The organism is Glycomyces amatae (assembly GCF_020991375.1).
Lineage (GTDB): Bacteria > Actinomycetota > Actinomycetes > Mycobacteriales > Micromonosporaceae > Glycomyces > Glycomyces amatae.
Window position 1 is genome coordinate 116,520 of the sequence record NZ_JAJLQZ010000006.1, and the last position, 22,726, is coordinate 139,245.

Annotated in this window: 18 protein-coding genes; 4 read left to right on the forward strand and 14 right to left on the reverse strand. The window is 68.1% G+C overall.

Annotation, left to right across the window (positions count from 1 at the left end; translation table 11 throughout):
- Positions 1–14: 14 nt before the first annotated feature.
- From LO763_RS11710 to LO763_RS29805, 13 genes are all read right to left on the reverse strand, one after another.
- Positions 15–1,292, reverse strand: coding sequence for an ICP22 family protein (locus tag LO763_RS11710; RefSeq protein WP_230602221.1), 1,278 nt, complete (start codon positions 1,290–1,292; stop codon positions 15–17).
- Between the two features lie 342 nt (positions 1,293–1,634).
- Positions 1,635–2,672 carry a hypothetical protein gene (locus LO763_RS11715; protein WP_230602223.1) on the reverse strand — a complete coding sequence of 346 codons (1,038 nt, stop codon included), beginning with the start codon at positions 2,670–2,672 and terminating at the stop codon, positions 1,635–1,637.
- 144 nt (positions 2,673–2,816) lie between these two features.
- Entirely contained in the window at positions 2,817–3,221 is a 405-nt protein-coding gene (locus LO763_RS11720) for a hypothetical protein (RefSeq protein ID WP_230602224.1), read from the reverse strand.
- Positions 3,222–3,307: 86 nt separating this feature from the next.
- On the reverse strand, positions 3,308–3,886 hold the full coding sequence (locus tag LO763_RS11725) for a hypothetical protein (RefSeq protein ID WP_230602227.1): 579 nt from the start codon (positions 3,884–3,886) through the stop codon (positions 3,308–3,310).
- A 94-nt stretch (positions 3,887–3,980) separates the two neighbouring features.
- Positions 3,981–4,373 carry a hypothetical protein gene (locus tag LO763_RS11730; protein WP_230602230.1) on the reverse strand — a complete coding sequence of 131 codons (393 nt, stop codon included), beginning with the start codon at positions 4,371–4,373 and terminating at the stop codon, positions 3,981–3,983.
- An 84-nt stretch (positions 4,374–4,457) separates the two neighbouring features.
- Complete coding sequence (locus LO763_RS11735) at positions 4,458–4,868, reverse strand: hypothetical protein (protein ID WP_230602233.1); 411 nt, start codon at positions 4,866–4,868, stop codon at positions 4,458–4,460.
- A 746-nt stretch (positions 4,869–5,614) separates the two neighbouring features.
- Entirely contained in the window at positions 5,615–6,454 is an 840-nt protein-coding gene (locus LO763_RS11740) for a replication-relaxation family protein (RefSeq protein WP_230602235.1), read from the reverse strand.
- Positions 6,454–8,829 (reverse strand): type IV secretory system conjugative DNA transfer family protein, encoded by a 2,376-nt coding sequence (locus LO763_RS29800; RefSeq protein ID WP_230602237.1) that lies wholly within the window; start codon positions 8,827–8,829, stop codon positions 6,454–6,456. The genes LO763_RS11740 and LO763_RS29800 overlap by 1 nt, the downstream gene beginning before the upstream one ends.
- The gene (locus LO763_RS11750) at positions 8,826–9,875 is read right to left on the reverse strand and encodes a M23 family metallopeptidase (RefSeq protein WP_230602240.1); all 1,050 of its coding nucleotides are present in this window, start codon (positions 9,873–9,875) and stop codon (positions 8,826–8,828) included. The genes LO763_RS29800 and LO763_RS11750 overlap by 4 nt, the downstream gene beginning before the upstream one ends.
- Positions 9,872–11,611 (reverse strand): VirB4 family type IV secretion system protein, encoded by a 1,740-nt coding sequence (locus tag LO763_RS11755; protein WP_230602243.1) that lies wholly within the window; start codon positions 11,609–11,611, stop codon positions 9,872–9,874. Before LO763_RS11755 ends, LO763_RS11750 begins: the two co-directional genes overlap by 4 nt.
- Positions 11,608–12,486, reverse strand: a complete 879-nt coding sequence (locus tag LO763_RS11760) for a PrgI family protein (RefSeq protein ID WP_230602246.1) — start codon at positions 12,484–12,486, stop codon at positions 11,608–11,610. The genes LO763_RS11755 and LO763_RS11760 overlap by 4 nt, the downstream gene beginning before the upstream one ends.
- A complete protein-coding gene (locus LO763_RS11765) occupies positions 12,486–14,108 on the reverse strand; it encodes a hypothetical protein (protein ID WP_230602248.1) in 1,623 nt (540 codons plus the stop codon). Before LO763_RS11765 ends, LO763_RS11760 begins: the two co-directional genes overlap by 1 nt.
- On the reverse strand, positions 14,108–14,461 hold the full coding sequence (locus LO763_RS29805; protein WP_230602249.1) for a pilin: 354 nt from the start codon (positions 14,459–14,461) through the stop codon (positions 14,108–14,110). Before LO763_RS29805 ends, LO763_RS11765 begins: the two co-directional genes overlap by 1 nt.
- Positions 14,462–14,941: 480 nt before the next feature.
- Here LO763_RS29805 and LO763_RS11775 point away from each other — a divergent pair, with 480 nt between their 5' ends.
- From LO763_RS11775 to LO763_RS11790, 4 genes are all read left to right on the forward strand, one after another.
- Positions 14,942–15,685, forward strand: a complete 744-nt coding sequence (locus LO763_RS11775) for a hypothetical protein (RefSeq protein WP_230602252.1) — start codon at positions 14,942–14,944, stop codon at positions 15,683–15,685.
- Positions 15,686–15,834: 149 nt separating this feature from the next.
- Positions 15,835–17,409 (forward strand): type I restriction-modification system subunit M, encoded by a 1,575-nt coding sequence (locus LO763_RS11780; protein WP_230602255.1) that lies wholly within the window; start codon positions 15,835–15,837, stop codon positions 17,407–17,409.
- Positions 17,402–18,616 (forward strand): restriction endonuclease subunit S, encoded by a 1,215-nt coding sequence (locus LO763_RS11785; protein WP_230602258.1) that lies wholly within the window; start codon positions 17,402–17,404, stop codon positions 18,614–18,616. Before LO763_RS11780 ends, LO763_RS11785 begins: the two co-directional genes overlap by 8 nt.
- Before the next feature lie 3 nt (positions 18,617–18,619).
- Complete coding sequence (locus LO763_RS11790; protein ID WP_230602260.1) at positions 18,620–21,688, forward strand: type I restriction endonuclease subunit R; 3,069 nt, start codon at positions 18,620–18,622, stop codon at positions 21,686–21,688.
- A gap of 15 nt (positions 21,689–21,703) precedes the next feature.
- Here the strand turns inward: LO763_RS11790 and LO763_RS11795 are convergent, their stop codons facing one another.
- Positions 21,704–22,597, reverse strand: coding sequence for a DUF4062 domain-containing protein (locus LO763_RS11795; protein WP_230602263.1), 894 nt, complete (start codon positions 22,595–22,597; stop codon positions 21,704–21,706).
- Between the last annotated feature and the right edge of the window lie 129 nt (positions 22,598–22,726).

Here is a 22,726-nt window from a genome sequence, read left to right on the forward strand (position 1 = left end):
CGAGTGGGGTGGGATCAGGTCAGGTTGCGGATCCGGAAGCTGATCGGCGTGACCCCTTCCTCGAGGACCAGCAGCGGGCGCTGGTCCTCGTCGGTCGGGTCGGGCCTGCTGAACTGGTCCTCCATCAGTTGACGGAGGGCCCCGTAGCTGGTGTCGGACACCAGGTCGCCGTGTTCCCGGCGCAGTTCCCGCTTCAGCTGCCCGACGGCGATCACCTCGCCGGCGTTCTCGGGCCGTCGCAGCCACTCCTCGGCGAGTCGCTTGAGCCCGCCGGGGGCGAGCTTGCGGGACCCGTCGGCTCGCAGGTTGCCGCCGCGCTTGCGCGGGCGACTGATCCCGGCGATGGGCCTGACGTGGTGACAGGTCGGGCAGGTGACCTGGTCGGGAGCGGCGTGCATCGGGACCGCGCGGGCCAGGTTCATGAACTCGCCCGGCTCCATGCCCTCCCGTCGCTGCCAGGTGCAGTCCGCCTCGTCGGGCGCGAACGGCTTCGAGCAGTCCGCGAGCTCGCTGGCGGCCAGCGCGCGGAGTGCGGTGAGCACCTCGCGGGTGCCCATCGGCATGTAGGCGGCCTCGGCGACCTGCCTGGTGGTCAGCGGCATTGCCGCTTCGGCCAGGACGCGGGCCATGAGCATGACCATCGGGTCGTGCTCGAGCACGACCGGCTGGATCGCCACTCCCTCCGCATCGGTCGGCTCCTCCTCGGACTCCTCCGCGTCGGCCGCGTCACCGGTCTCGGAGTCGCCCTGGTCGTCGCTGTCGGGCGCGGTGGCCGCCTCGGTGCCGCTCTCGCCTGCGGAGCCGTCACCCTCGGGGTCGGGTTCGGGTTCGGCGGCCGTCTGGGCCGCTGCTTCCTCGCTCCCCTCCTTCGGACCTGCCGGGGCGTCCGCTTCGCCCTCGGCCTCCTCCGGTGTGGTCGACGCCGGGGACGCGGCTGTCTCGGAGTCAGGCTCGGCGGTGCCACCGGTCGGTTCGGCCGTCTGCTCCTCCGCACTCTCCGGTTCGGTGACCCCATCGCCGTCCGCTGCGGTGCGCTCCTCGGTGGCGATCGCGGCGTCCTCGTGCGGCGACTCGAACTCAGCTTCGGGGTGCTGGGCCCAGCGCCACCGGTCGGGGCCATCGGCGTCGTCGACCACGACGGCCCCGGAGTCGACCAGGGTCGCCAGGACCCGCCCGGTCATCTGCGGGGAGAGTCCCGTCGCGGTTTTGATCGCTTCGAGGTCGTGGAAGCCGGGCTCCGCATAGAGGAGCTGGCCGATCTTCTCCATCGCTTGTTGGGTTTTCGATGCCATCTTGCTGTCCTTTCAGGATTCGTTTGGCATGCAGCATGATGGCTCGACTTTGGGGAGAAGTCGAGCCTTGATCAGTGGCGCTACCTGCGCACTCGCGTCGGTAGCGGTATTCGGTTCGCTGGTTTCGGTGCAGTGCCTCCTTTCGTATCGGCGCCCGGGAGAGGGGCACCCCCATCTGTGCCCCTCCGTGGCGCGGTTTCAGTTCGGCTATGCCCGCTGCGACTCGCCGCCCGGCGGGCGGCACTCATGTGGTGCCAGGCCCGGATGGATGACGGCCGGACTTCGGCGTTCGGCCAAGCCGGCGGCAGTGGCCCCGCGCGGGGACCGCTGCGATCCCTGGGGTCAGCGGGCGTGGGGGTTGGTGCAGACGCCGGAGGCCAGGAGGGCGGCCCACAGCTGCAAGGCCACGCCCGCCAGGGCCTCGACGGTGTTCTCCTCCATCCGCAGCCGCAAGTCTTCGCAGTCGGGACCGCACCGCCTCGCCCAGGTGCAGCCGCAGGCGAGGATCACTTCGTCGGGATCGGCGGGCCGGTAGACGGCCACCGCCTCGTCCGAGGCGAAGGTGAAGCCGTGGCCGATCTCGGTCGCGACCTTGACCTTGCCCTCGGGTATGGCGGTGAGCCGGTCGATGGGGTCGTACGGGTTGAGGAAGGCGTCCCCCAGCCGCAACTCGGCAGCCGTGACCGCGACGAGGCGATCAGTCAGTCCTTCCCTGACCTCGGTCAAGAAGCGGCGGAGGTGATCGATCACCGCCGCCGCGTCGGCGCCGGTCGGTGCCCAGTCCGCATCGGGCGCAGCGACCTCGCGCCGGCCCGGCGGGAGTGCGCCGAGCGCGGCGAACACGGCACCGAACGCCTCACGCAGGTCGACGGTGTGCTCGTTGAACGGGATGCGGGCGACGATCGGCCAGCATTTCGGGCGGTTGGGATGCCACCAGACGGTGTAGTGCTGGTCGTCGACGACCGCCTCGACGGCCCATGCCTGCGGGGCGCCGTCCTTGGCGGGGAAGTGCCGCCCGATGACCAGGCCGCACAGCCCCGTCGCGGCGACGTTCGTTGCGACCGCTCCTGCGAGCGGGGCGATCGCCTGCATGATGGTCGTGAAGTCGACCGGTCGGGCCAGCTCGGCGGCGGCATGCGCGGTGAACTCCGGCAGCGCCACGATCTGGGTTGCCGTGCCCGTGTCGTAGATGCCGAAGACGCCGTTCTGGTTCGTCTCGGCCATGGCCAGCAGCGTCAACCGCAGGTGCTCGTACCCCTCAGGATGGGTCAGCCGCTCGCACGTCGCGACCGATGCCTCGTTGTACTCCGCGGCGGCCGGCGGTGCGCCGGTGTCGGAGCGGGAGGGTCCGGTGTTGTTGTCGGTCGTGGTCGGTTCCACGGTTCGACTCCTTTCTGGTTGGCTCGCAGCAGCGTCTGCGCGGGAAGGTCGGCGTGCCGGTCGGAGAGGACCGGCGTGCCGGGTGGCGGCAGGGAAACGGGCAGGGACCGCGGCGTGCGGCCCCTGCTGGTTTCGGATCGGTGGTTAGGCGTCCTCGATGACGGTGCGGGCCTGGAACAGCAGGTCGCCCACCGCGCCGCGGGCCTCGTGCCGTTCGGCGACGGCCTGCTGGACGGCTCCGTTGAGGCGGCTCACCCGGGAGGGGTGGAGGTAGCCGCAGTTCGCCAGGGCCGTTTCGGCTTCGATGACCTGGCGGACCTGTGCCTCGGGGATCACCTCGATGACCTTGCCGACGCGGTAGACCTTGAGGGTTGCGGTAGCGAGGGCGTCGGTGAACTGGAGGTGTGCGGCGGCGGCCATCAGTTCGGTGGGCAGGTACCCGTCGAGCACGGGCAGGGCCGCGAGGAGGGCGTCCCAGTTGGTCTCGCAGATGGTCGCGGCCATCCGGCCGGCATGCGGCCACGCCACCTGGTTGAGGGTGTCGGTCATGGTCTCGTTCCTTTCGATCGGAGGGAAACAGGAAGCGGCGCACCCGACCGGGTGCGCCGCTGCAGAGCGTTGGAGGACTGGGCGCTTCAGCACGGGCCGTTCCAAGGCACGGCGCTGCGGGATCGGCTGGCGGGCGCGGTGAGGGACTCGGGGAGGGCCGGCGGCCAACCGGTGGCGGCGGCGCGGAACCGCTCGAGTGGCTCGAACAGCTCCTGCCGGTCCCACCACAGGGGGTCGCCCACCTCGCACTGGCCGACCGCGGCGCCGTGGCGGTGGAGTTCGACGGCGATCGCCGCCTTGCCCGTGGCCATCCAGGCATGCACGTTCGCGTCCTCCCTCGGGCCCGGCCGCGCCGCGGCGGCGACGCCGACACCGGCCAGGAGGCAGGGGCGTCCGGGCCGCTCGGTGACCAGGTCGAACACGAGGCCGTCGACGTCGAGCGCGAACTCAACCCACGGGGCCGGGATCGGCGCGTCCGGCCGCGCATCGTCCTCGTCGTAGGTGGCCGCGTCGAGGCAGTCCGAGGCGGCGAACAGTGCGGAGACGGTGAGGCTGCCGTCGGGCTCCTGCCAGCAGGCGAAGATCCAGCGGGAGCCGCTGTAGAGGCTGTCGGGGGCCGCTGCAGCCCAGATGCGCAGGGCGGTGGTGAGGTGGTCGTGGTTCACGGTTCGTTCCTTTCGTTCGGCTGTTGGAGCAGGGCATGGAAAAAGGGGCGCAGCAGCGCTGCGCCCCTTGGGGAGGATCGGAGTTGGACGGTTTCTAGGTCTTCGGGTCGGTCTCTTCGACCTTGATCGGGTCGGTGTCGCCGATGGTCACGCGGTACTGTTCGCCGGACTCGCCCCATCCGTCGAAGCCGCCGGAGAACCGGCGGTGCCGGCCCTCGTCGTGGCTCAAGAGCAGCGTGAAGTGGACGAAGTGCTCCAGCGCGCCGTGCATCGCGCTGGGGCTGCAGCCGTAGGGCTCGGGTTCGACCGCGATGACGGTGCTGCGGTCCTCGGATAGGACGGGCATGATGATCGGGCTGACGATCTTGCGCACGCCCGGTGCGATGGCCCCGTAGTTGGGGTGCGGGTCGAGCAGGCGCTGCCACGTTCCCGCGTCCATCGGCGGGTCGATCGCGATGCGCCCCTCGTAACTGGCGGTGTATCCCATGAGATGCACTTCCTCCCTCTAATGCCCGGATTCGGGCGGTGTAGTGGTGGCACCGATCGGTGCCGCCGCGGGTGCTGGCGGGGATTAGTCGCTGCTCGCCGCAGCGGCCCGGGGGCGCCACAGGAGCCGCCAGGTCCAGGCGATGGCGCGGCCGATTCCCCGGGCGATGGCGAAACAGGCGCGCTTGACGCGGGTGGGCCACCCCTCGGCCCTCCAGTCCGAGGGCGCCTTCCGGCATCGGCGGCACCGGCACGTCGCGGTGTGGAGCTCGAATAGGGAGGCCGCCTGGAGGCGGTCGACGCCGGCCAGCGGCAGTCGCTCGTGCTGGTCGAGTTCGACGAACACCGTCGTGTGGCGCCTCGAGCGCTGGAGGTGCTGCACGGTCGCGGTGCAGTAGTAGGAGGAGCGGACCTTCCAGTGCGACCGGGTCGAGGCCGGCAGGGTGTAGATCGGACGGATTTTGCACTTGTCACCGGGTTCCCACATGTGCGGCATGACAGGGTTCCTTTCTGCGAAGGCGGATGTCGTCAGGGACGACAAAGCCCGCACACCTCGGGGTGCGCGGGCATGGAAGGCTGCCGCCGGTCCTGGAACGGACACGGCGGTGCTGCGGTGCCCTTGATGGGCCTCGCAGGTGGTGGGTTCGAGTCGCGGAGTCCGCGTCGCTGCGGTGCTGCCGGTTCCGACCAGTTGCCTGGTGGGAGGTCCGGGAGCGGTCCGAAGCGGGCAGGCGGGCCTGCGACTCGGAGGGCTATGCGGTTATCGATGTAGTACAGAAGGAATACCGCTGGCGGGTCTCGATGCGCGGAGGGTGGGAGTGGGTGAGGCCCCACCCAACCCCACCCTGGCAGACCAGGCGAGGGCCTACGACGTGCTGACTGCTCTTCAAGGGCGGCATGCACTTTACCCATGCGATCTCACGGTTCGGAGGATCCGCGACACCGGTTGGAGACCGGGAACCAGCCTTCGACAAGCGGAGACGAGAGGGCACCAGAGGAACCGAGCGGATGGTCGAGGATCGGAGGGGCTGGAGCCTCGGTTTTTCGCAGGGCCTGGGAGACATGACTATGTCGTCGGCTTCAGGGTGGGAGCCGGAATCGAGGGACACGCTGGGGATACGCACGTTCGCACCGAGTCGTAGGGGTGTGGGGCATGGTGTGGGGTGTGAGGTGCCGTGATCGGGATGGGGTGATCAGGATGGGGCACCTTCAGACCGCTTATCGCCTGAGTGTCGGGATTCGCTAGTGGGTGAGGTCGAGCAGGCTGCACGCCCTACCGGCGAACCCGAGGCGGTGCCAGGAGGGGGCGGTGAGGAGTCCGGTGGTGTCGGGTGCGGCCTGGCTGACCGGGGGGAGTCCTTGATGGAGTGCGGCGGCGACGGTCAGGTTCGCGGTGTCGGTTACGCGGTCGGTGAGGGCCCGGACGCGGGCGGTGGTGGCGCAGCCGATGAGGAGCCGCCGGGTGTAGGGCAGCAGCGGGGAGCGTCGCTCGGTGTAGGCGGTGATCTTGGCGGCGAGCCGCTCGAGGGTCTCGGTGCCGGTGTCGTGCTCATACCAGGCCATGAGGGAGCGGCCGTCCGCGGCGGTGAGGGTGAAGGCGGCGTCGGGACGAAGGCCCTGAAACTCCCAGGCGGCCTCGGTCTCCGAGAGCCACTCGGTGAGCTGGGCGCCGCCGTGCTGTCGACAGGCCAGGTGCAGGGCGGCGACGGCTTCGACCGCGCCTTCATCGTGGGCGCGGGTCGGGGACAGGAAGCGCCGTTGGACCTCCCAGGCGGCTTCGGCCTGTGAGGGCGGCCGGGTGCCAGTGCGCAGGGCGTGGACGGCTTGTCCGGCCCAGTCGAGGGTGTACCGGTGCCTGCCCGAGTTCGGCTGCCGGGTGCGGGCGAGGATCCCCAGTTCAGTGAGGGCGCGCAGCCGGAGCTTCGCGGCGTTCGCGGAGGGGAAGTGGACGGCCGCGAGCTGGGGCGTGGTCATGACCTTGAACCGGGCGAGATGGTCGATGATCTGGAAGTCCCGGTCGGTCAGACGGGCCGTCATGGCCGCCAGCGCGGCCTGTGCGGCGCTGAGACGGGGCCGGGGCATCACCGGGCCGCCTCGAAGCGGAACGCGGGGTACCGGGCCGCTTGCGCGGCAACACTTTCGGCGCGACCGACCGCCTCGGGTGCGGGGAAGGCCGTGAGGGTGCAGGCGGGCTGCTCGATGCCGCCGGAGACCAGGCGCGCGGCGGCGGTGTAGCCGCCGAGGTGGGCGAGGTCGTGCTCGGTGAGGTTCGGCGCGGTGTGGTCGGCGAGTCGGCGCGCGTCTTGCGGTGAGACGGTGAAGAAGACCTTGTTGCGGCAGTTCGCGGCGATCGCCGCTTCGAGGTCGCGGTCGAGCTGGCCGAGGTGCTGGTGGGCCAGGACGGTGCCCAGGCGCAGGGCGCGGGCTTCGGCGAGGACGTCGCCGACAGTGTCGGGCAGGTTCATGAAGTTCTGGCATTCGTCGACGTACATGACGCAGTCCTTCCGCTGGCTCTCGGGGATCCCTTGGCGGGCCAGGACGGTCTGCCACACCCGGGCGAAGAGGATGGAGCCGACCAGTCGCGCGGTGTCTTCGCCGAGGGTGCCCTTCGGCAGCCGGGCCAGGACGATGCCGCTGTTGTCCAGTGCTGCGGCGAGGTCGATGCAGGCCGCGGGTGGCGGGGCGCCGATGGTCTCGCGCACGAACGCCCTCCCCAAGACGGACCTGAGCCGGGCCAGGACCGGGCCGACCGCGGGGGCGGAGGTCGAGGGCGGGAGGGAATCGAACCAGGTCCAGAACTCGGCGAGCTCCTTGTCGTGCATGTGCGCGGTCCACCGCTGGCGCAGGTGCCGGTTCGTCAGCAGGGTCGGCAGGGCGCCGAGTCCGGTCAGCTCGGCCATGTCCGCGGCGTCCTTGGGGTCGGTGACCTCGACGGCCAGTGTCCGCAGGTACACCTGGGTGCGCAAGCTCTGCTGCAGGATGTCGTTCGCGCGTGGCCCCCAGTGCCGCTCCCACAAGCGGTGGCAGATGCCGACGAGGTGGTCGATGGAGACTTCGGGGTCGATACCGGCGGCGAGTGGGGGGAGCCCGGGGCGCGGTGACGTCCCGCTGGTGCGGTCGGGGTCGATCAGGACCAGGCGCCCGGCCGTCTCAGCGGGGTCGAGTCGGTCGAGCAGGTCGTTCACCAAGTCGCCCTTCGGGTCGAGGAGGACCACGGCTCGCCGGTCGCGGATGTCGGCTAGCAGCATGTTCAGCAGTAGCGTCGACTTGCCCGAGCCGGTGGAGCCGATGATGTGCGTGTGCTGGCGGCCGTCGGCGGCGGCCAGGCCGATCCGCTGCCCGCCGGAGGCTTGCCCTAGCGTTTTGACTCCGCGTCCGCCGCCCAGCAGGGCGGCGACGGGGGCGACCGGCCTGGCGCCGGCGCGGGCGAGTGCGGGCATGACCTCGTCGGCCGGGACGTGCGCGGCCACGGCGAGCTCGGCGGCACTGACCAGCACCCCGGTCCCGGTCTGCCAGGCGTTGACCGCGGTGGCGATGCGCCCGGCACGTTTGCGTCTCCAAGCGCCGCCGAGGATCGCGGCGGTCCCGGCCGCGAGGTCGCGGGCGCGGGCGATGGCGGCGGCCTTCCCGGCGGCCGTGGCGACGGCGTAGCGGACCTGCATCTGCCACAACGCGCCCGTGGCGAGGCGCTCGACGACGGCCTTGCGGTGTGCGCTGACCCAGACCGGCTCGGCCGGGCGGTGCTGCGCGGGGCGGTGGTGGACCGCGCCGGGGGTGATCAGGTCCAAAAGTTGCCCAATAAGGGACCCACCGGTCTTCGGCCCGGCAGCGACCTTCGCCGCGTGGCGGACGGCTCGGCTCGAGGCCGGGCGGGCGACGACCTGCACCAGTGCCACATCCGCGGGCCGGGTGCTGACGCCGGCGGCGACGAGGCCGCGCAGGACCTCACCGGCCCCTTCATCGGCGACCAGCGGCAACCCCGCCGCCTTGCGAGCGGGCCAGAACACGCCGCCTTCGACCGCGATCCGATCCCCTTCGGGGAGTGGAGGTTCGGCGTCGGTGACGGTGTAGGCGGCGCCGGGCCAGGCGGCATCGAGGGCGTGGGTGACCAGGCTCGTCGCCACGCCCCCGGGCACCCAGACGCGGACGGCGAGGCGCGAGCCGGTGAACTGGTACTCCCAGATGAGCGCGGGCTGGCCCGACCACCAGCGGCGGAGGCGGCCATGCTTGATCGCCAGGAGATGGTTCCAGGCCCGCACCGCGCTCTTGGGGTCGACGTCGGGCGGGGCCTCGACCATGATGTACCGGCCGCCGCCACGCCACTCCGTGGCTGAGGCGCGGTGGGCCGCTGCGCGGCTGACGGCGAGTGCGAGGAAGGCCGCGACCGCGAGCACGGCCACCGAAGCAACGAGGCCGACCGGGACCTCCAGGTCCGCAAGCAACTCCCCCGGGTTCACAGCTCCACCCCCTTCGCGGCGAACAGCTCCACCGGGCTGAGCGCGGTCGCGAAGTCGGGGTGGTGCGAGCGGTGGACCTCCAGGTGCAGATGGGGCCCGCTGGAGCGGCCGGAGGAGCCGACGTAGCCCAAGAGATCCCCGGCCCCGACAGCATCGCCCACATTGACTTCGGGGCGCTTGCCCATGTGGCAGTAGCGCGTCAGCAGGTTCTCGACGTGGGCGATCTCGACGTACCAACCGCACCCCATGATCCCCGGGGAGCCGTCGACATCGCACGAGAGCTGACGCCCTGCCGGGGTGCGGGCGTTACACACCACGGTGACGACTTCGCCGCCCGAGGCCGCGAGGATCTCGGTGCCGCGCGGTGCGCCGAGGTCGACACCGTTGTGGGTGGGCCGTTCGGCCGTGCGCCAACCGGAGTTGATGCCGTATCCGGCGACGGGGTGGATCCACTCGCAGGTCGCGAACTCGCTGACCGCCTCGACGGCCTCGCGCGCACCCGCCTCGTCGTCGGCGTACGCGTCCGGGTAGGCCGAGACCTGAACGCGCTGGGCAGCGACGGTCACCGGCAGGTCCTCCCAGCCCTCGACCTCCACCAGTGCGTCGTAGAACAGGCCAGCGCTGCCGGCGGGGTCCATGAGGACGGCGACCGGGCCCCAGTGGGGCCGCTGCTGGAAGATGCCGATCGAGTCGTGGTCGAAGCCTTCGCCGTCATGGTCGTAGTCGAACGACTCGGGGACGGCGGGATTGGCGAGCACCCTGATGGTGCTCTCCTGCATGGCGGTCGCGATCGCCACGACGGCGGCCTGTTCGGGGAGGTCCCGCTCGGCGGCGGTCTGGTAGATGGTGACCGCATGCTGCGCCTGGGCCGTCTCGAAACGCGACCCGAGCGCGTCGGCGACGGCATCGAGGTCGGCTTCGGCGACGGCGCAGCCGCCGGTGCCGATCGCGAAGTGTCGCTGCTGTTCGGCGGTGCCGATCACCAGCAGGGCGCACCCGCCCATGACCGCGGTCAGGACGGCGAGGATCACGACGAGTCGTTTCATGGCCGGCTCCCCGCTGACAGGCCGGTGAGGGCGAGGCGGTGCTCTGCGGGGCTGGCGAGGGCCCGGAAGGCGAGCTGCGCGCCCCCGCCCAGGAGGAGGCCCTCGCCGAGCCGGGCCGAGCCGATGAACGCCGCTGCGGCGGCGGTGAGCTTGAACGCCTCGGCGATGGCGTCGACCGCCTGCGCGGCCTGGCGCATCAACACCTGGGTGGCCGCGTTGTGGATGACGGTGCGCCCGAGTTCGGATCCGGTGACGTCCTCGGCGTCCTGGGTGACGACCGCGAGCCCGCAGTTGCGTTTGCGGGCCGACTTCGCCAAGCGGCTCAGCCACTCGGCGCCCTGACCGGTGCGCAGCATCAGCCACGCCTCGTCCACCACGACCAGGGTGCGGGGCCCACCGGGGCGCAGGGACCGCCAGATCTGGTCGAGGACCAGGAGCGTCACGACCGGCGCGAGTTCGGGAGCGACCGCGGCCAGGTCCCACACCTCCAGCGGCGACCCCGCCCGGGTACGGTCATCGGCCCCGGTAGTGCGGGTGTCGAAGATCGTGCCGGGCCCGGTCCACGGGCCGATGCGAGCGGCGAGGTCGGCACCGGCCGCATCGCCGGCGAGGACGGCGGCGACATCCGCAAGCGCGGGAGCCGGGCGACCCCAGGTGGCCGGGTCGTCGCTGACCCCGGCAGCCTCGTAGCAGGCGGCGACCGCGCGCTGCAGGACCGCGGCCTCAGCCCCGGACAGGCGCTCGCCGAGGAGGGTTTCGATGACCGTGCCCGCGAAGAGCTTGCGTCGGCCGAACTCGTCGGCCTCGCCCGCGCTCGGCATGGCGAGCGGATCCAGGCGCGCACCGGGCGCGCCGGGGCGGCGCACCATCCCGCCGACATGGTCGGCGAGGGCCAGGTACTCCGATTCGGGATCGATGACGACGACCCTCACACCCTGGTAGAGCTCGCGGAGGATCGAGGTCTTCGTGAAGTAGCTCTTGCCGGCTCCGGAGCGGGCGATGAGCACCGAGTTGTGATTGTCCAGCGAGGCCCACCGGTCCCACAGCACCGGCGCCCCCGAGTAGAGGTTGAGCCCGTACAAGACCGCAGTGTCGGGCACGGGCCCGGCGAGGTCGGGTGAGGCGAACGGGAATGACGCTGCGGCCGTGGCGGTGTCGACCGTACGGCGGGCGGCGACCGGGTCGATCCCAAACGGCGCGGTCGCCACCGCGCCCGGCAGCTGCCTGGCGGTGGCGGGGCGGACGTCGATCATCGCCGCCGCCGCCCGCGAGCGCACCCGCGCGCACGCCAGATCCAACTCGCCCGGGCTCTGAGCGTGGACGGTGACGTAGACGGCCTGGCGGTGGAGTTGAGCGTGCCCGCGGGCGACCTGGGCGGCCAGATCGGCGGCGTCGGCGGCGGCGGCCTCCACCGCCGGATCCTCCAAGCGACCGCGCACCGACTGGTAGCGGCGCTGGGACTCCAGGCGGGCGCGGCGGCGCTGCAACTGCATCGCCGCCACCGGGGCCGGGACCCCGTCCAGGTGCAGCGTGACGTCAATGCGGGCACCGGGGGCGGCGAGGTGCCCGGCCCAGCCCCACGGCAGTGTCGCGGGGTAGCCGACCACGAGCAGGACCGCGGCCCAGGAGTCGCCCGAGCGGAACCGGCGCAGCTCGAACGTGGCCGTATCGGGCCACAGGTCGGCCTCGAGCGGCGCACCCCGACGGGCGGCGCGGACGGTGCGGAAGAGCGTCATTGCGACCAGCTCCCGAACGCCGGGCCCGCGGTCCCGAACGGGTCGAGGGCGAACCGGATCCGCTCTGCGAGCTGCGCGCGGTCCAGGCGGGTCGCGTCGGTGCCGATCTGGGCGCAGAACGCCTCCACCTGGGCCGCCGCATGCGCCGCCGCCTCGGCATCGGGCCCGGTGACCACCAAGGTCACCTCGCGGGCGAGCAAGCCCGGTCCGGCGGTGAGGTGTGCCAGCCAGGCCCGGTGCGCCTCGGCCGCCGACCGCAGCGCCCCCTCGGCGAGATCGCCAGCGCGGGCGTCGAGGCCGGTGAGATAGCCGGTGAGGTCGACCGGGCGGTGGGTCAGGCACACCTGCAGGTGGCCCTCGACGGCGTGGAGGAGCCGCCCGAACGCCTCGCACAGCGCGGCCTGCTCGGCCGCCGAACACAAGTCGAAGTTGACCGTCCCGCAGGCCAGGGCGACCGCCGCCCCGGCCGGGCCCAAGTCGATCACCCCGGCGTCGTGGACGCCCTGGACCGGCGGCGGGACCGCGCGCACCCGACTCAGGCGCTTGCGCCCCGTCATGCGGGAAACCGTCGCGACGACGTCCGGTGCCGGGGCTCCGGCGGCGAGCGGGGCCCGGGGCGAGCGCAGTGCCGCCCACACCAGCCGATCGAGCGTGGTGCCGTCCTTGCGGGCCAGCGCGAGCGCGAGCGTCGCGGCCGCGATCGGTGCCGAGACCAGGAGCAGCCAGATCGGGTGGACTTGGCCGGCCAGGGACTGCCACAGCCCCCACAATCCGAGCGCCGCGGGCGCGACCACGGCGACCTGGCGGGCGGTCAGGCCGAACAGCAGCTTGTCGGGAAGATCAAGGTCGGCCGGGACGTAGACGCCGCGATCCATCACCGCTCACCGCCCTCGGGCCGCGGTGCCGCCTTCGGCGGCGGGAACGCATGCTCCTCGCGCGCCGGAGGCACCTCATGTACCGCAGCACCAGTCCCGCCGGCGGCCATGCGGCGCATCGCCGCCTGCGCCCGGCGGCGCAGCTCGGTCTGCTCCTGGAGCGCCCGGGCCTCGATCTTGTTGGCCTCGGCGACGGCATCGGCCTCGCGCTCGCGGTTGGCGTCGGTCGCCTCGGCGCGCCGCTCAGCCAGCGGCACGACGTCCGCGGTACGCACGCGCACGGTCGGTGGCTCTTCGGGCGGCTGGACGCGCAGCAGCGTCCCGTCTCGGACCTCGCTGAGCGGCACCGCCCCGTGCTCGGGTTCGGGGCCGGCGTCGCCCAGCGGCGAGTCCGGTGCCGGACCCGCCTGCGGGTCGGTCGGCGCCGGACGGTGGCCGCCCTCGGGGTAGCGGACCGGGCGAACCCGGACCGGACCGTCACCGCCCGCAGGAACCGGCGCGGCATCACGCAGGGGCGAGGGCGGCTCTGCATCACGCGCAGACGCCGCATCGCGTCGGTCGTCCTGGCCGGTGCGGAAATCGGCCCAGGGACCGAACCCCTCGGGCTCGGGCGGCAGATCCGGGAACCGATCCGGCGCGGCACCATCGGCCTCGCTGCCTTTCCTGCGACGCTTCCACGGAGGCTCCAACTTGCGGCCCCACGCCTTATCCGAAATGGCGATCTTGCGGTCACGACCACCGCTGGCGGCTTTCGACAAGAAGGCGGCGGCGAGCAGGCGGGAACCGGGGACCGAGAGGGGCCTGCCGCGTGCGATCTTGAAGACTTCGAGGTGCAGTCGCCACATCATCCAGACCAGGACGATCGCGTAGACGCCGTCCATCGGGACGATGTCATTGATCATGCCGAAGTACAGCGACCCGGTCATCTGCACATAGATCCAGATGAGGATGGCCTGCCCGATCGAGGACGCCAGACAAGCGCCTAGCATTCGCCACCAATAGACCGCGAATCGCTCGGTCACCGGCAAGGCATGGCACGCCAGTGCCGCCGGGGACAACGCGATGACGAAGAACCACGCGATGTTGCGAAGAATCGCGGTCACGAGCAGCAGGGCGACCGCGACGATGCACACGAGCTTGTACACGGTGGCGAGGAGGTAATCGGCGGCCGTCATTTCCTCGGACCAACCGAGCATACCGAACTCGTCTTCGAATGCTGCGGTCTCGGTTCCCGACTCGGGTACGAAACCGTACGGTGTGTCGAGGAACGCGCTGACGATCTGCCAGTTGAGTTGGAACGCCTGATAGCAGATTGTTACCGCCAGGCCCGAGAGCAGGAAACCGACGATGAGGCGCGGCGCGATCTCACGAATGGAATAGCGGGTCTGCAGCGACTCCTGCGACATGACGACAAAGCCGCCGATGGCGATCAGCAGGGCATAGGAGGCCGCGACGACGACTTGGAACTGGGGGACGAACGGGATCGCGGCGTAGTAGATCTCGTCGGAAAGTGCGACCCAAGCCCACTCGCGGAGCAGGGCGAGGACCCAGGAGAGAATATCGGCGATCGCGCGGTATATCAACTCGCACAGGTCGGTGAAAAGATCCGAGAGTATATCCATTACTCGGACCCCAGGATCGCTTTGAGGATCTCCACCAGCGGGACCGCCAACACGACGATGGCGAACCCGATCGCCGCCCCGCGCAGCAGCGTCTTCGCCTTCTCCGTCTCGCCCGGATCGGAGGCGAGCAAATACCGGAGCCCGGCGATGGTGAGCATGACCGCGACGACCGTCCCGGCGATGCCGACGATCCACAGCCGGAGGTTGTCCAGGACCCGGATGATGTCCTCGGTGTCCGCCCAGGCCGCGCTCGGCGTCGCGAACACCAGCACCGCAATGCCCGTGCCCGCGGCCGCGATCGGCGGCAGCCAGCGGGCCAGCCGTGCCCGAGGCGATTGGTGAGCCGTTCCCACGTCCGCACCCCCGTGGCGGATCGATGCGTGGGGTCGACCCGGGGGTCAGACCGGGTCGACCGGGCTCCGCTGCGACGGGGGTCGGTGCTCGGTGAGACACCACCTCCCTCACGGTCGGATGCGAACAGGACTGCCTGGACCGCATCCCTCGTCGACGGGAACCCGAGCCAGCACTCCGTACGGCTGGCTCGGAAAGGGGAAGACCTGCGATAGGGGCCAGCGCGCGAGGGTGGGCGCCCACCCCGAACCCACCCCGCATCGGGCACGCCGACGGCTGACGATCAGGTGGAGTCGGGTGGTCGCATCAGCCCTTCAGGAGGTGCGTTCGGGTGGCGCCCACTCTTGTGACCGGGGATAAGAGGCGGGGTGGGTGGGGTGCCGGTGTGGGGTGGGCGCGGCGCTGGACACACCCTCGGGTGGGCGCTCTAGCTGGACAAACAGCGGACAACACCGTCCGGTCCAGCACCAAGGAGCACCATCATGCAACCCGCCGCCACACCGCTGCAGCGCATCGCCGCCGCCTTCGACCACCACGCCCACGACCCGCACCTGACCGTCCCCGGCGCCGACCTCAAAGGCCTCCCCGGCCGCGACGTCGGCCTCAGCGAACTCAAGGGCATCCTCACCGGCGAGACCCGGACGCGCGAGGTGGACGACCACACCAGCGACACCGTCTGGGCCTACCTCGTCGACCGGGCCCGCACCGAACCGCTCTGGGTCACCATCAGCGCCGGACTCGCCCTTCCCGGGCTGCGCAACGCCGCCCGACGCGTCTCCTGGATCGCACCGCCCTGGGCCGAACACGCCGACATCGAAGCGAGCTGCCTCGAAGGGTTCACCAAGGGCCTCGCCCGAGCCGACACCCGCCGACCGCACCTCGCCAGGCGGCTGTGCCAGCAGGGGTACATCGCCGCCCGCCACTACGCCCGCGAACTCAACCGGTACGCCCAAAGTCTGGCCTCGGTCGCCTTCGAATCCCACCCGCCCACGGCCCCCGCCGGCCACATGGACTTCGTCCTCGCCGACGCCGTCCGCCAGGAGGTCATCACGGTTGAGGAAGCCGACCTCATCGGCACTACCCGCATTGACGGCCAACGCCTCACCGCATACGCCACTGCCCACAGCCTTACCCGACCGGCCGCTGACCACCGACGCCGCACCGCCGAACGACGCCTCACCACCTGGTTGACCGACGCGAACGGCCGCACGGGACAAAGCCGGTGATCGGACCAAGTGCGCGAAGTAGGTCCGTGCGCCGTTTTCAACGGTGTCAGGGGGGCGCTATATCGTTGATCGGTCGCCCTACTTGAGCAAGCAGCAGGGTGGCTTCGGCTTCCAAACAACCTTCACTTACGAGCGAGGACATCCGACTGATGGCAGTGACGCAGCAGGAGATCGAGAATCGATTGTGGGACGCCGCCGACGAGCTGCGTGTGGCGATGTCCGAAGCGCAGTACTCCTCGGTTGTCTTCCCGCTGATGTTCTGGAAGTATCTATCGGACACCTGGGAGCACAACCACCAGCAGTTCCTCGACGAGAATGAGGGATTGGAGGGTCTCTCCGCTGAGGAAGCCCATGAAATCGAGTACCGCGACTACCAGTCGTTCGAGATTCCGCTCCTCAACCCCGGTACGGTCCAGGCACGTCGCGCTTCTTGGTCGTCAATCCTCGCCACCATCACCCAACCCAAGCTCGGCGAACGGGTCCGCGCCTCCCTACAGGCTATAGAAACCGCCAACCCCGACAAGTTCTCCCGCCTCTTCGGATCCATGACTTGGACCGCAGAAGAGGTGCTGCCTGGGGAAGTGCTGGCTGCGGTCATGCAGACGATGAATCGGGTCCCAAAGATGCACGAAGGCAACATGTCTCACGACGTGCTCGGCGGCGCATACGAGTACCTGTTGAAACGGTTCTCCGACGGGTCCGGCACCCGGGCCGGCCAGTTCTTTACTCCGCGCGAGGTTGTTGAACTTATAGTCGAACTTCTCGATCCCAAAGGCCATGAGTCGGTATACGACCCAACTTGCGGTTCTGGAGGCATGCTCATCGCTTCCGCGAACCTCTTGAAAGCCCACGGTGGCCGTGGCTATACCCTCCGCCTGCATGGGCAGGAAGCTGTCGTCGACACCGCCGGCGTGGCGCGCATGAACCTTTTCATGCACAATCTCACGCAGTTCAAGATCGAGGTCGGTGATACCCTCAAGGATCCGCGATTCAAGAGGCCAGACGGGTCCATCGAACAATTTGACGTGATCCTAGCCAACCCGCCGTACAGCCTGAAATGGAAGCCCTGGAAGAATGACCCGCGCGCCTTCGGCGGAGTGGCTCCTCCGTCGTCGGCTGATTGGGCCTTCGTACAGCACATGATTGCCAGCATGGACGCGGAGAAGGGACGTGCTGGCGTCGTCCTGCCACATGGTGTCCTCTTCCGCGGCGGTCAGGAAGCCGCAATCCGCCAGCGTGTCGTGGACGATGACCTTCTGGAAGCTGTGATCGGGCTCCCAGCGAACCTCTTCTACTCGACTACCATCCCAACCAGCATCCTCTTGTTCCGCGCCCCCGGAACCAAGGCTGAGGAGCGCCGAGAGGGGGTGCTGTTCATCGACGCATCTAAGCGGTTCACTAAGACCAGGAACCGCAACGTTTTGGCTGAAGCTGACATTACCGATGTCGTGGACGCCTACAGGTCGAAGTTTGATTCCGACGGCAACCCGATGGATCATGGCGGACCGATGGGCTTCTCGGCGCGATTTGTGCCCACTGGCGAGATAGTACAAGGCGGCTACGATCTCAAGATCGGGCGATACCTCAAACAGTCTGCGGTCGAGCAGGAAGATCTCGGTGCAGTTATCGAAGCTTACAACCTCGCCAGGGCGGAGCGCCAGAAGAGCGAGCGGCACATGTTCAAGGTACTCGCCGAAGCGGGGATTGAAGGCTTCGATGAATGAACAGTCAGGGTGGAGCCAAAAAAAGCTCTCCGAAATTGGAGAATTTATTCGTGGTCGACGCTTCGTCAAGAGCGACTACGTAGAATCCGGACTAGGCTGCATCCACTACGCACAGGTTCACACAGACTTTAAGACGACCACAAGACTTCCCCTCACATTTCTGCCTGAGGATTTCCGGACGCGAATGCGGCTTGCTCATCCCGGGGATCTCGTCATCGCAGCAACCAGTGAGAACGTTGACGACGTCGGTAAGGCAGTCGCATGGATGGGCAATGATGATGTTGCCATTCACGACGACTGCTACATTTTCCGACACGAACTCGATCCCCCATACGTTTCATACTTTTTCGCGTCTTCTTTGTTCCAAAATCAGAAGATCAAGTATGTTTCTGAGACAAAAGTGGTTCGAATCTCAGGTGCAAACCTGGGCATGATTGAGATTCCCGTGCCCCCTCCAGAGATTCAGGTGCGAATCGTCAAAATCCTCGGTGCGGTTGACAACCAGATCACCTCACTCGAAGCCGAGGCTCGGGCGCTGGCAGAGGTACTGCGTCGCCGTCGAGCCGACCTCATCTCCAATGACTCGGTTGGAGCGGTGAGGGCTGAGGACGCCTTTGACTTCTCCACCGGTGTACGCCGGACGCCAGACAGGGCGTCCGGTCCGTACATGACGCCGTATCTCCGTTCCGCGAACGTCGGCTACGGACGGCTAGACCTGTCCGATGTGCTCGAGATGAACTATGACCCCGTTGAGCGCGAGAAATTCGGGCTCCGCTATGGCGACGTGCTGGTGTCGGAGGGCAGTGCAAGTACGAATGCCGTCGGGATGCCCGCCATGTGGCGTGACGAGCTGCCAGCGCCTGTCTGTACCCAGATGACCCTTCTCCGGCTCCGGGCGCGAGAGGGAGTTTGCATCCCCGAGTTTGCCTTCCACTGGAGTATGTGGGCCTACGAGTCGAGAGCCTTCCTCGATGTTGCGGGCGGCACCAACATCAAACACATCAGCGCTAAACGTGCCAAAGGCATGACCGTTCGCCTCCCATCGCTCGATCGCCAGCGCGAGATGGTGGCGGAACTTGATGCGCTGGGGTCTGCCTCGGAGGCGATCCGCGCGGAGGCCGATCGCCTCCGTGAAGTGCGGGCGAGATTGCTCTCGGCACTGCTGGAGCGCACCATTGACATCGAGTCCGCCGAATTGGAGATCTAAGCAGTGGCGAAAGGCGTTCGAGAGCGCGAGTTCCAGAATCTGATGATCCAATGGTCCCTTCCGATGGGATGGGAGTTCATTGCGGGCCGGGGATTGCCTCGTGAGATGACTCAAACCGTGATCATCAGCCAGTTGCGGGACACCATTGAGAGACTCAACCCTGACGTAATCGACGGGTTCGACGTGGACGCGGTGGTCGAGGAAATCGTGGCCGCGGTCAACGCGGTCGATGGCGGACTTGTGCGTGGCAACGAGACGGTGCTCCACCTCATGCGCGGCCGTAAGGAGTTCAGGGATGCCAAGGGCGATTGGCATGCCCTGAAGATCATCGATTTCGAGCATCCAACTGCCAACATGCTCGTGGTGTCGGACGAGGTGACCATTACGGTTCCGGGCAAGACCTCCCGTCGGTTCGACCTCGTGTACTGGGTCAACGGCCTACCGTTGGTGGTGGTCGAAGTGAAGTCGCCGACCGCGAAATCCGGGTGGGCCACCGCCGCCCGCGAGATCAACGACGTCTACGCCGCTGAGTATCCATGGTTCTTTACCCCGAACGTCTTCGCCGTCGCTTCCGATGGAGTGAAGCTGAAGTTCGGTGCCGCCGGCGCACCGTTGCATCTGTGGCAACCGTTTCGCTCCACCGCCGACGACGAGAACCTCTCCGGGCGCGACGACGTAAAGCGCTCGGTTGAACTGCTGCTGAACCCGACCATGGTCTTGGACATGCTCGCCAACTTCGCACTGTTCGACACCTCCGGAGACGGGGTGGACAAGAAGTACCTGCCCCGCTATCCGCAACTTGAGGCCGCGCACCTGATCCACGAGCGGGTTCTCGACGGCGGGGCGAAGGGCCTGATCTGGCACCACCAGGGCAGCGGGAAGACCCTCGTCATGGTGTTCGCCGCCTCGCTGCTGCTGACCGATGTCCGCACCGAGTCGCCCACGATCATCTTGCTCTCTGACCGGCTCGATCTCGTTCGGCAGACCTCCGCGGAATTCACTTCAGCGATGGGTGCCAACTTCTTCCACCAGCCGCGCACCAGCAGGGAATTGCGAGCCCTGCTGGCAGACGACGTGCGCGGCGTGATTTCCACGACCGTCCACAAGTTCGCCGGCGCCGGGAAGGACCTGTCGACGCGGGACAACATTGTGGTGCTCGTCGACGAGGCGCACCGTACCCAATCACGCAAGGAAGAGTCTCTGGCGGGGCAGATGCGCGCGGCGCTGCCGAATGCACGGTTCTTCGGCATGACCGGCACCCCCATCAGGAACCTCACCACAGACACCTTCGAACTCTTCGGCGGCGAGGAGGATCCGGGCCGGGTCCTGCACCGGTACACCGCGACCCGGTCGCTGCTCGACGAGGCGACCGTCCCGGTCATGCTGGAATCGCACCCTGTCCTGTTCGAGATGAACAACCAAGCGCTGCAAGACGAGTTCGACCAGTTCGCGCGAGATTTCGATCTCGACGATGTCGACGCCGAGACCCTGTCCCGCAAGTTCGGTCGCCTCACATCGGTGTTCGCCAACCCCGAGCGCATCCACGCGGTCTGCCAGCACATCGTGGACCACTACCTGTCGAGCGCCTACCGCAACGGACTCAAAGCCCAGGTCGTCGCCTACAACCGCGAACTGGCCGTGGCGTACACGGACAAGATCAACGAGCTGCTGGCCGGCTACGAGACCTCGCAGGTCCTCGAAGAGGTCGGGAAGCACGACCGCATCCGCGCCGAGGTCAACATCTCCGTCTCGGACGCCAAGACCGAGAGCGCCGCCATGAAGCCCTACCGGCTCTCCGAGGTCGAGGAGGAGGATCAGAAGCGGCGGTTCCTCACCCCCGACGACCCACTGTGCTTCCTGGTGGTGACCGCGAAACTGATGACCGGGTTCGACGCCCCGAACGAGGGGGTGCTCTACCTCGACAAGCCGATGAAGGACCACAACCTGTTCCAGACCATCACCCGCACCAACCGCCCCTGGACCTCCCCGAACCGGTTTAAGAAGACCACTGGCGTGATCGTGGACTATATCGGCTTGGCCGAGGAGGTCCAGCGGGCCGTCGTCGACCCCACCGCGGAAGAAGACGGCAAGGGCGGCGGCTTCGTCACCGACGTGTCCGAGCTGGTCAAGGAATTCCGTGCCGCCTTCGCCCGCATTGAAGACCTCCTCGCCGACGTCGACGACCTGGACCTTAACCACCACGGATACGAGTCCATGCGGGTCATCAACGTCTTCCTCGACGGCAACCCCGCAGCCGTCGAGGTATTCACCAAGGACTACCGGTTCGCCGCGCGTCTGTATCCGCTCATCAACACAGACAAGCGGATCGCCAAGTACCGCGACGGGTTCGCACTGTTCGGCTCGGTGTACACGACGCTACTCAAGAAGTCGACCGACGAGGAACGGAAGGAACGGCTTAGTGAACTGGGGCCGATGGTCCTGGAAATCATCAACGCCCACGTCCACTCCTTCACTGTGGTCGCTTCCCAAGAGGAGCCGCTCGTCCTTGACGCCCAGGGGATCGCTGTCCTCAAGGAGCTGCTGGCCCTGGTCCGCCGCAAACCTGGTAGGGATAAGCAGGAGACGCCGCCGTCCGCGGCGGAGATCCTGGATCGGATCAAGGAAGCACTCGACAAGGACGTCGAACCGGGATCGGCGAGGTACACCGCCCTGGCGGAGCGGATCAAGCTGCTGCGGGACCGGATCATCCAGAACGCCCAGGACGCCCTCGATTTCCTGTCCGAGGCGCTGCGGATCGCCCGCGCCATCGTCAACGCCGGCAAGCACCCCGAGGAAGCCGTCGTCCTCGACGAGGATCATGTCGGAGTCCTGACGCGGATCATCCACGAGCACGCGCCGCCCGGCCTCACCGTGACCGAGCGGTACCTGGCCGAGGAGATCGACAAAGTCGTCACCCGTACTCTCGCCGGGTCGTGGGACAACGCTGACGCCCGTAACCGGGGCGTTCGCCGTGCTACCGCCGCGGTCTTCCGCAAGTACGCGCTGAAACCGGTCGGCGAGCCATACGACGCCACCGTCGCCTATATTGAATCTCATTACCTTGTCGACTAATAGAAGCTCAAAGGTTCAGATACGAACGGTTGCTCTGGTGGTCCGAGCGCTCCCTGCGGTGTCGGTCCACGTCACTTCGCAATCGACGGATTCGGGCGATCCCATGGTCACTATCAGGGGAAGTCGGATCTCCTGACCCGGAGGAATCGTGCCAAGTGGGCCACCCTCCCGCGCCACACGCAGGAATGCACCCTCTGGCAGATCGATGAAAGCGAAGTCGACGTCAAAGGCAGGCCCAGGAGACGTGTTATGCAATACCAGCGACCATTTCCGTTCAGTCCTGAGGCGTCCCTTATTATCCGACTTCATGTTTTCGCGCACCTCGGATCGTGGCCACACCCCTACAGAAGGGTCTTCCTCCTGCGGTGTCTCGTTCTTTGAACTCTGGACATCTTGTTGGAACTGGCCAGTTGCGCGACTCAAGAAGCTGTTCAGGTGACCCACAAGCTCGGCTGCGTGTGGATATTCGAGAACAATGGCCTTCGTTCGGAGCTCATCGAGGTAATTGGCCAGCCGCTGTCGTTCGCTCAAGGCGGGACCGTTTAGGGGCGGACGGGGTGCTGAGTTGACCAAGACGGCAACTGGCTTTCCTGCTTCGACAAGGACCTTGATCTCCTCAGCGGTCCCTGACTCTGCCACACCGGTCGGTGTCCCAAGGCGGTCGTAGAAGAGTGCAATGGCCATGTCCGCCTCCTCCACGATCTGTGAATTCAGAACAGCCTGCGGTCGTTCCCCGAACTCAGCGACTGCGTGTTCAGTCCAGGACACAGGCAGCGCCGTGAGTCCCACAACTCGGCCAAAGTTGAGGTTCCACTGGCTGATCGTTCTCCGGATGACCGCCAGATCTCCCGTCGGCACGTCTCCAGGTGCCGAGATGAGGACGTGCAGTGCAAGGGTGGGATACGCCATCGTGTCTCCTCTTTCGTTGCTGTCGACCTAGGGGCTACAGAGAGGCTTGTCTAGGCTCTTGGCGACCATCTTGCCGTAGCTGTCCGGACAGCGCTGTTATACACGATGCCTGCGGAGCAACAGGGGCGT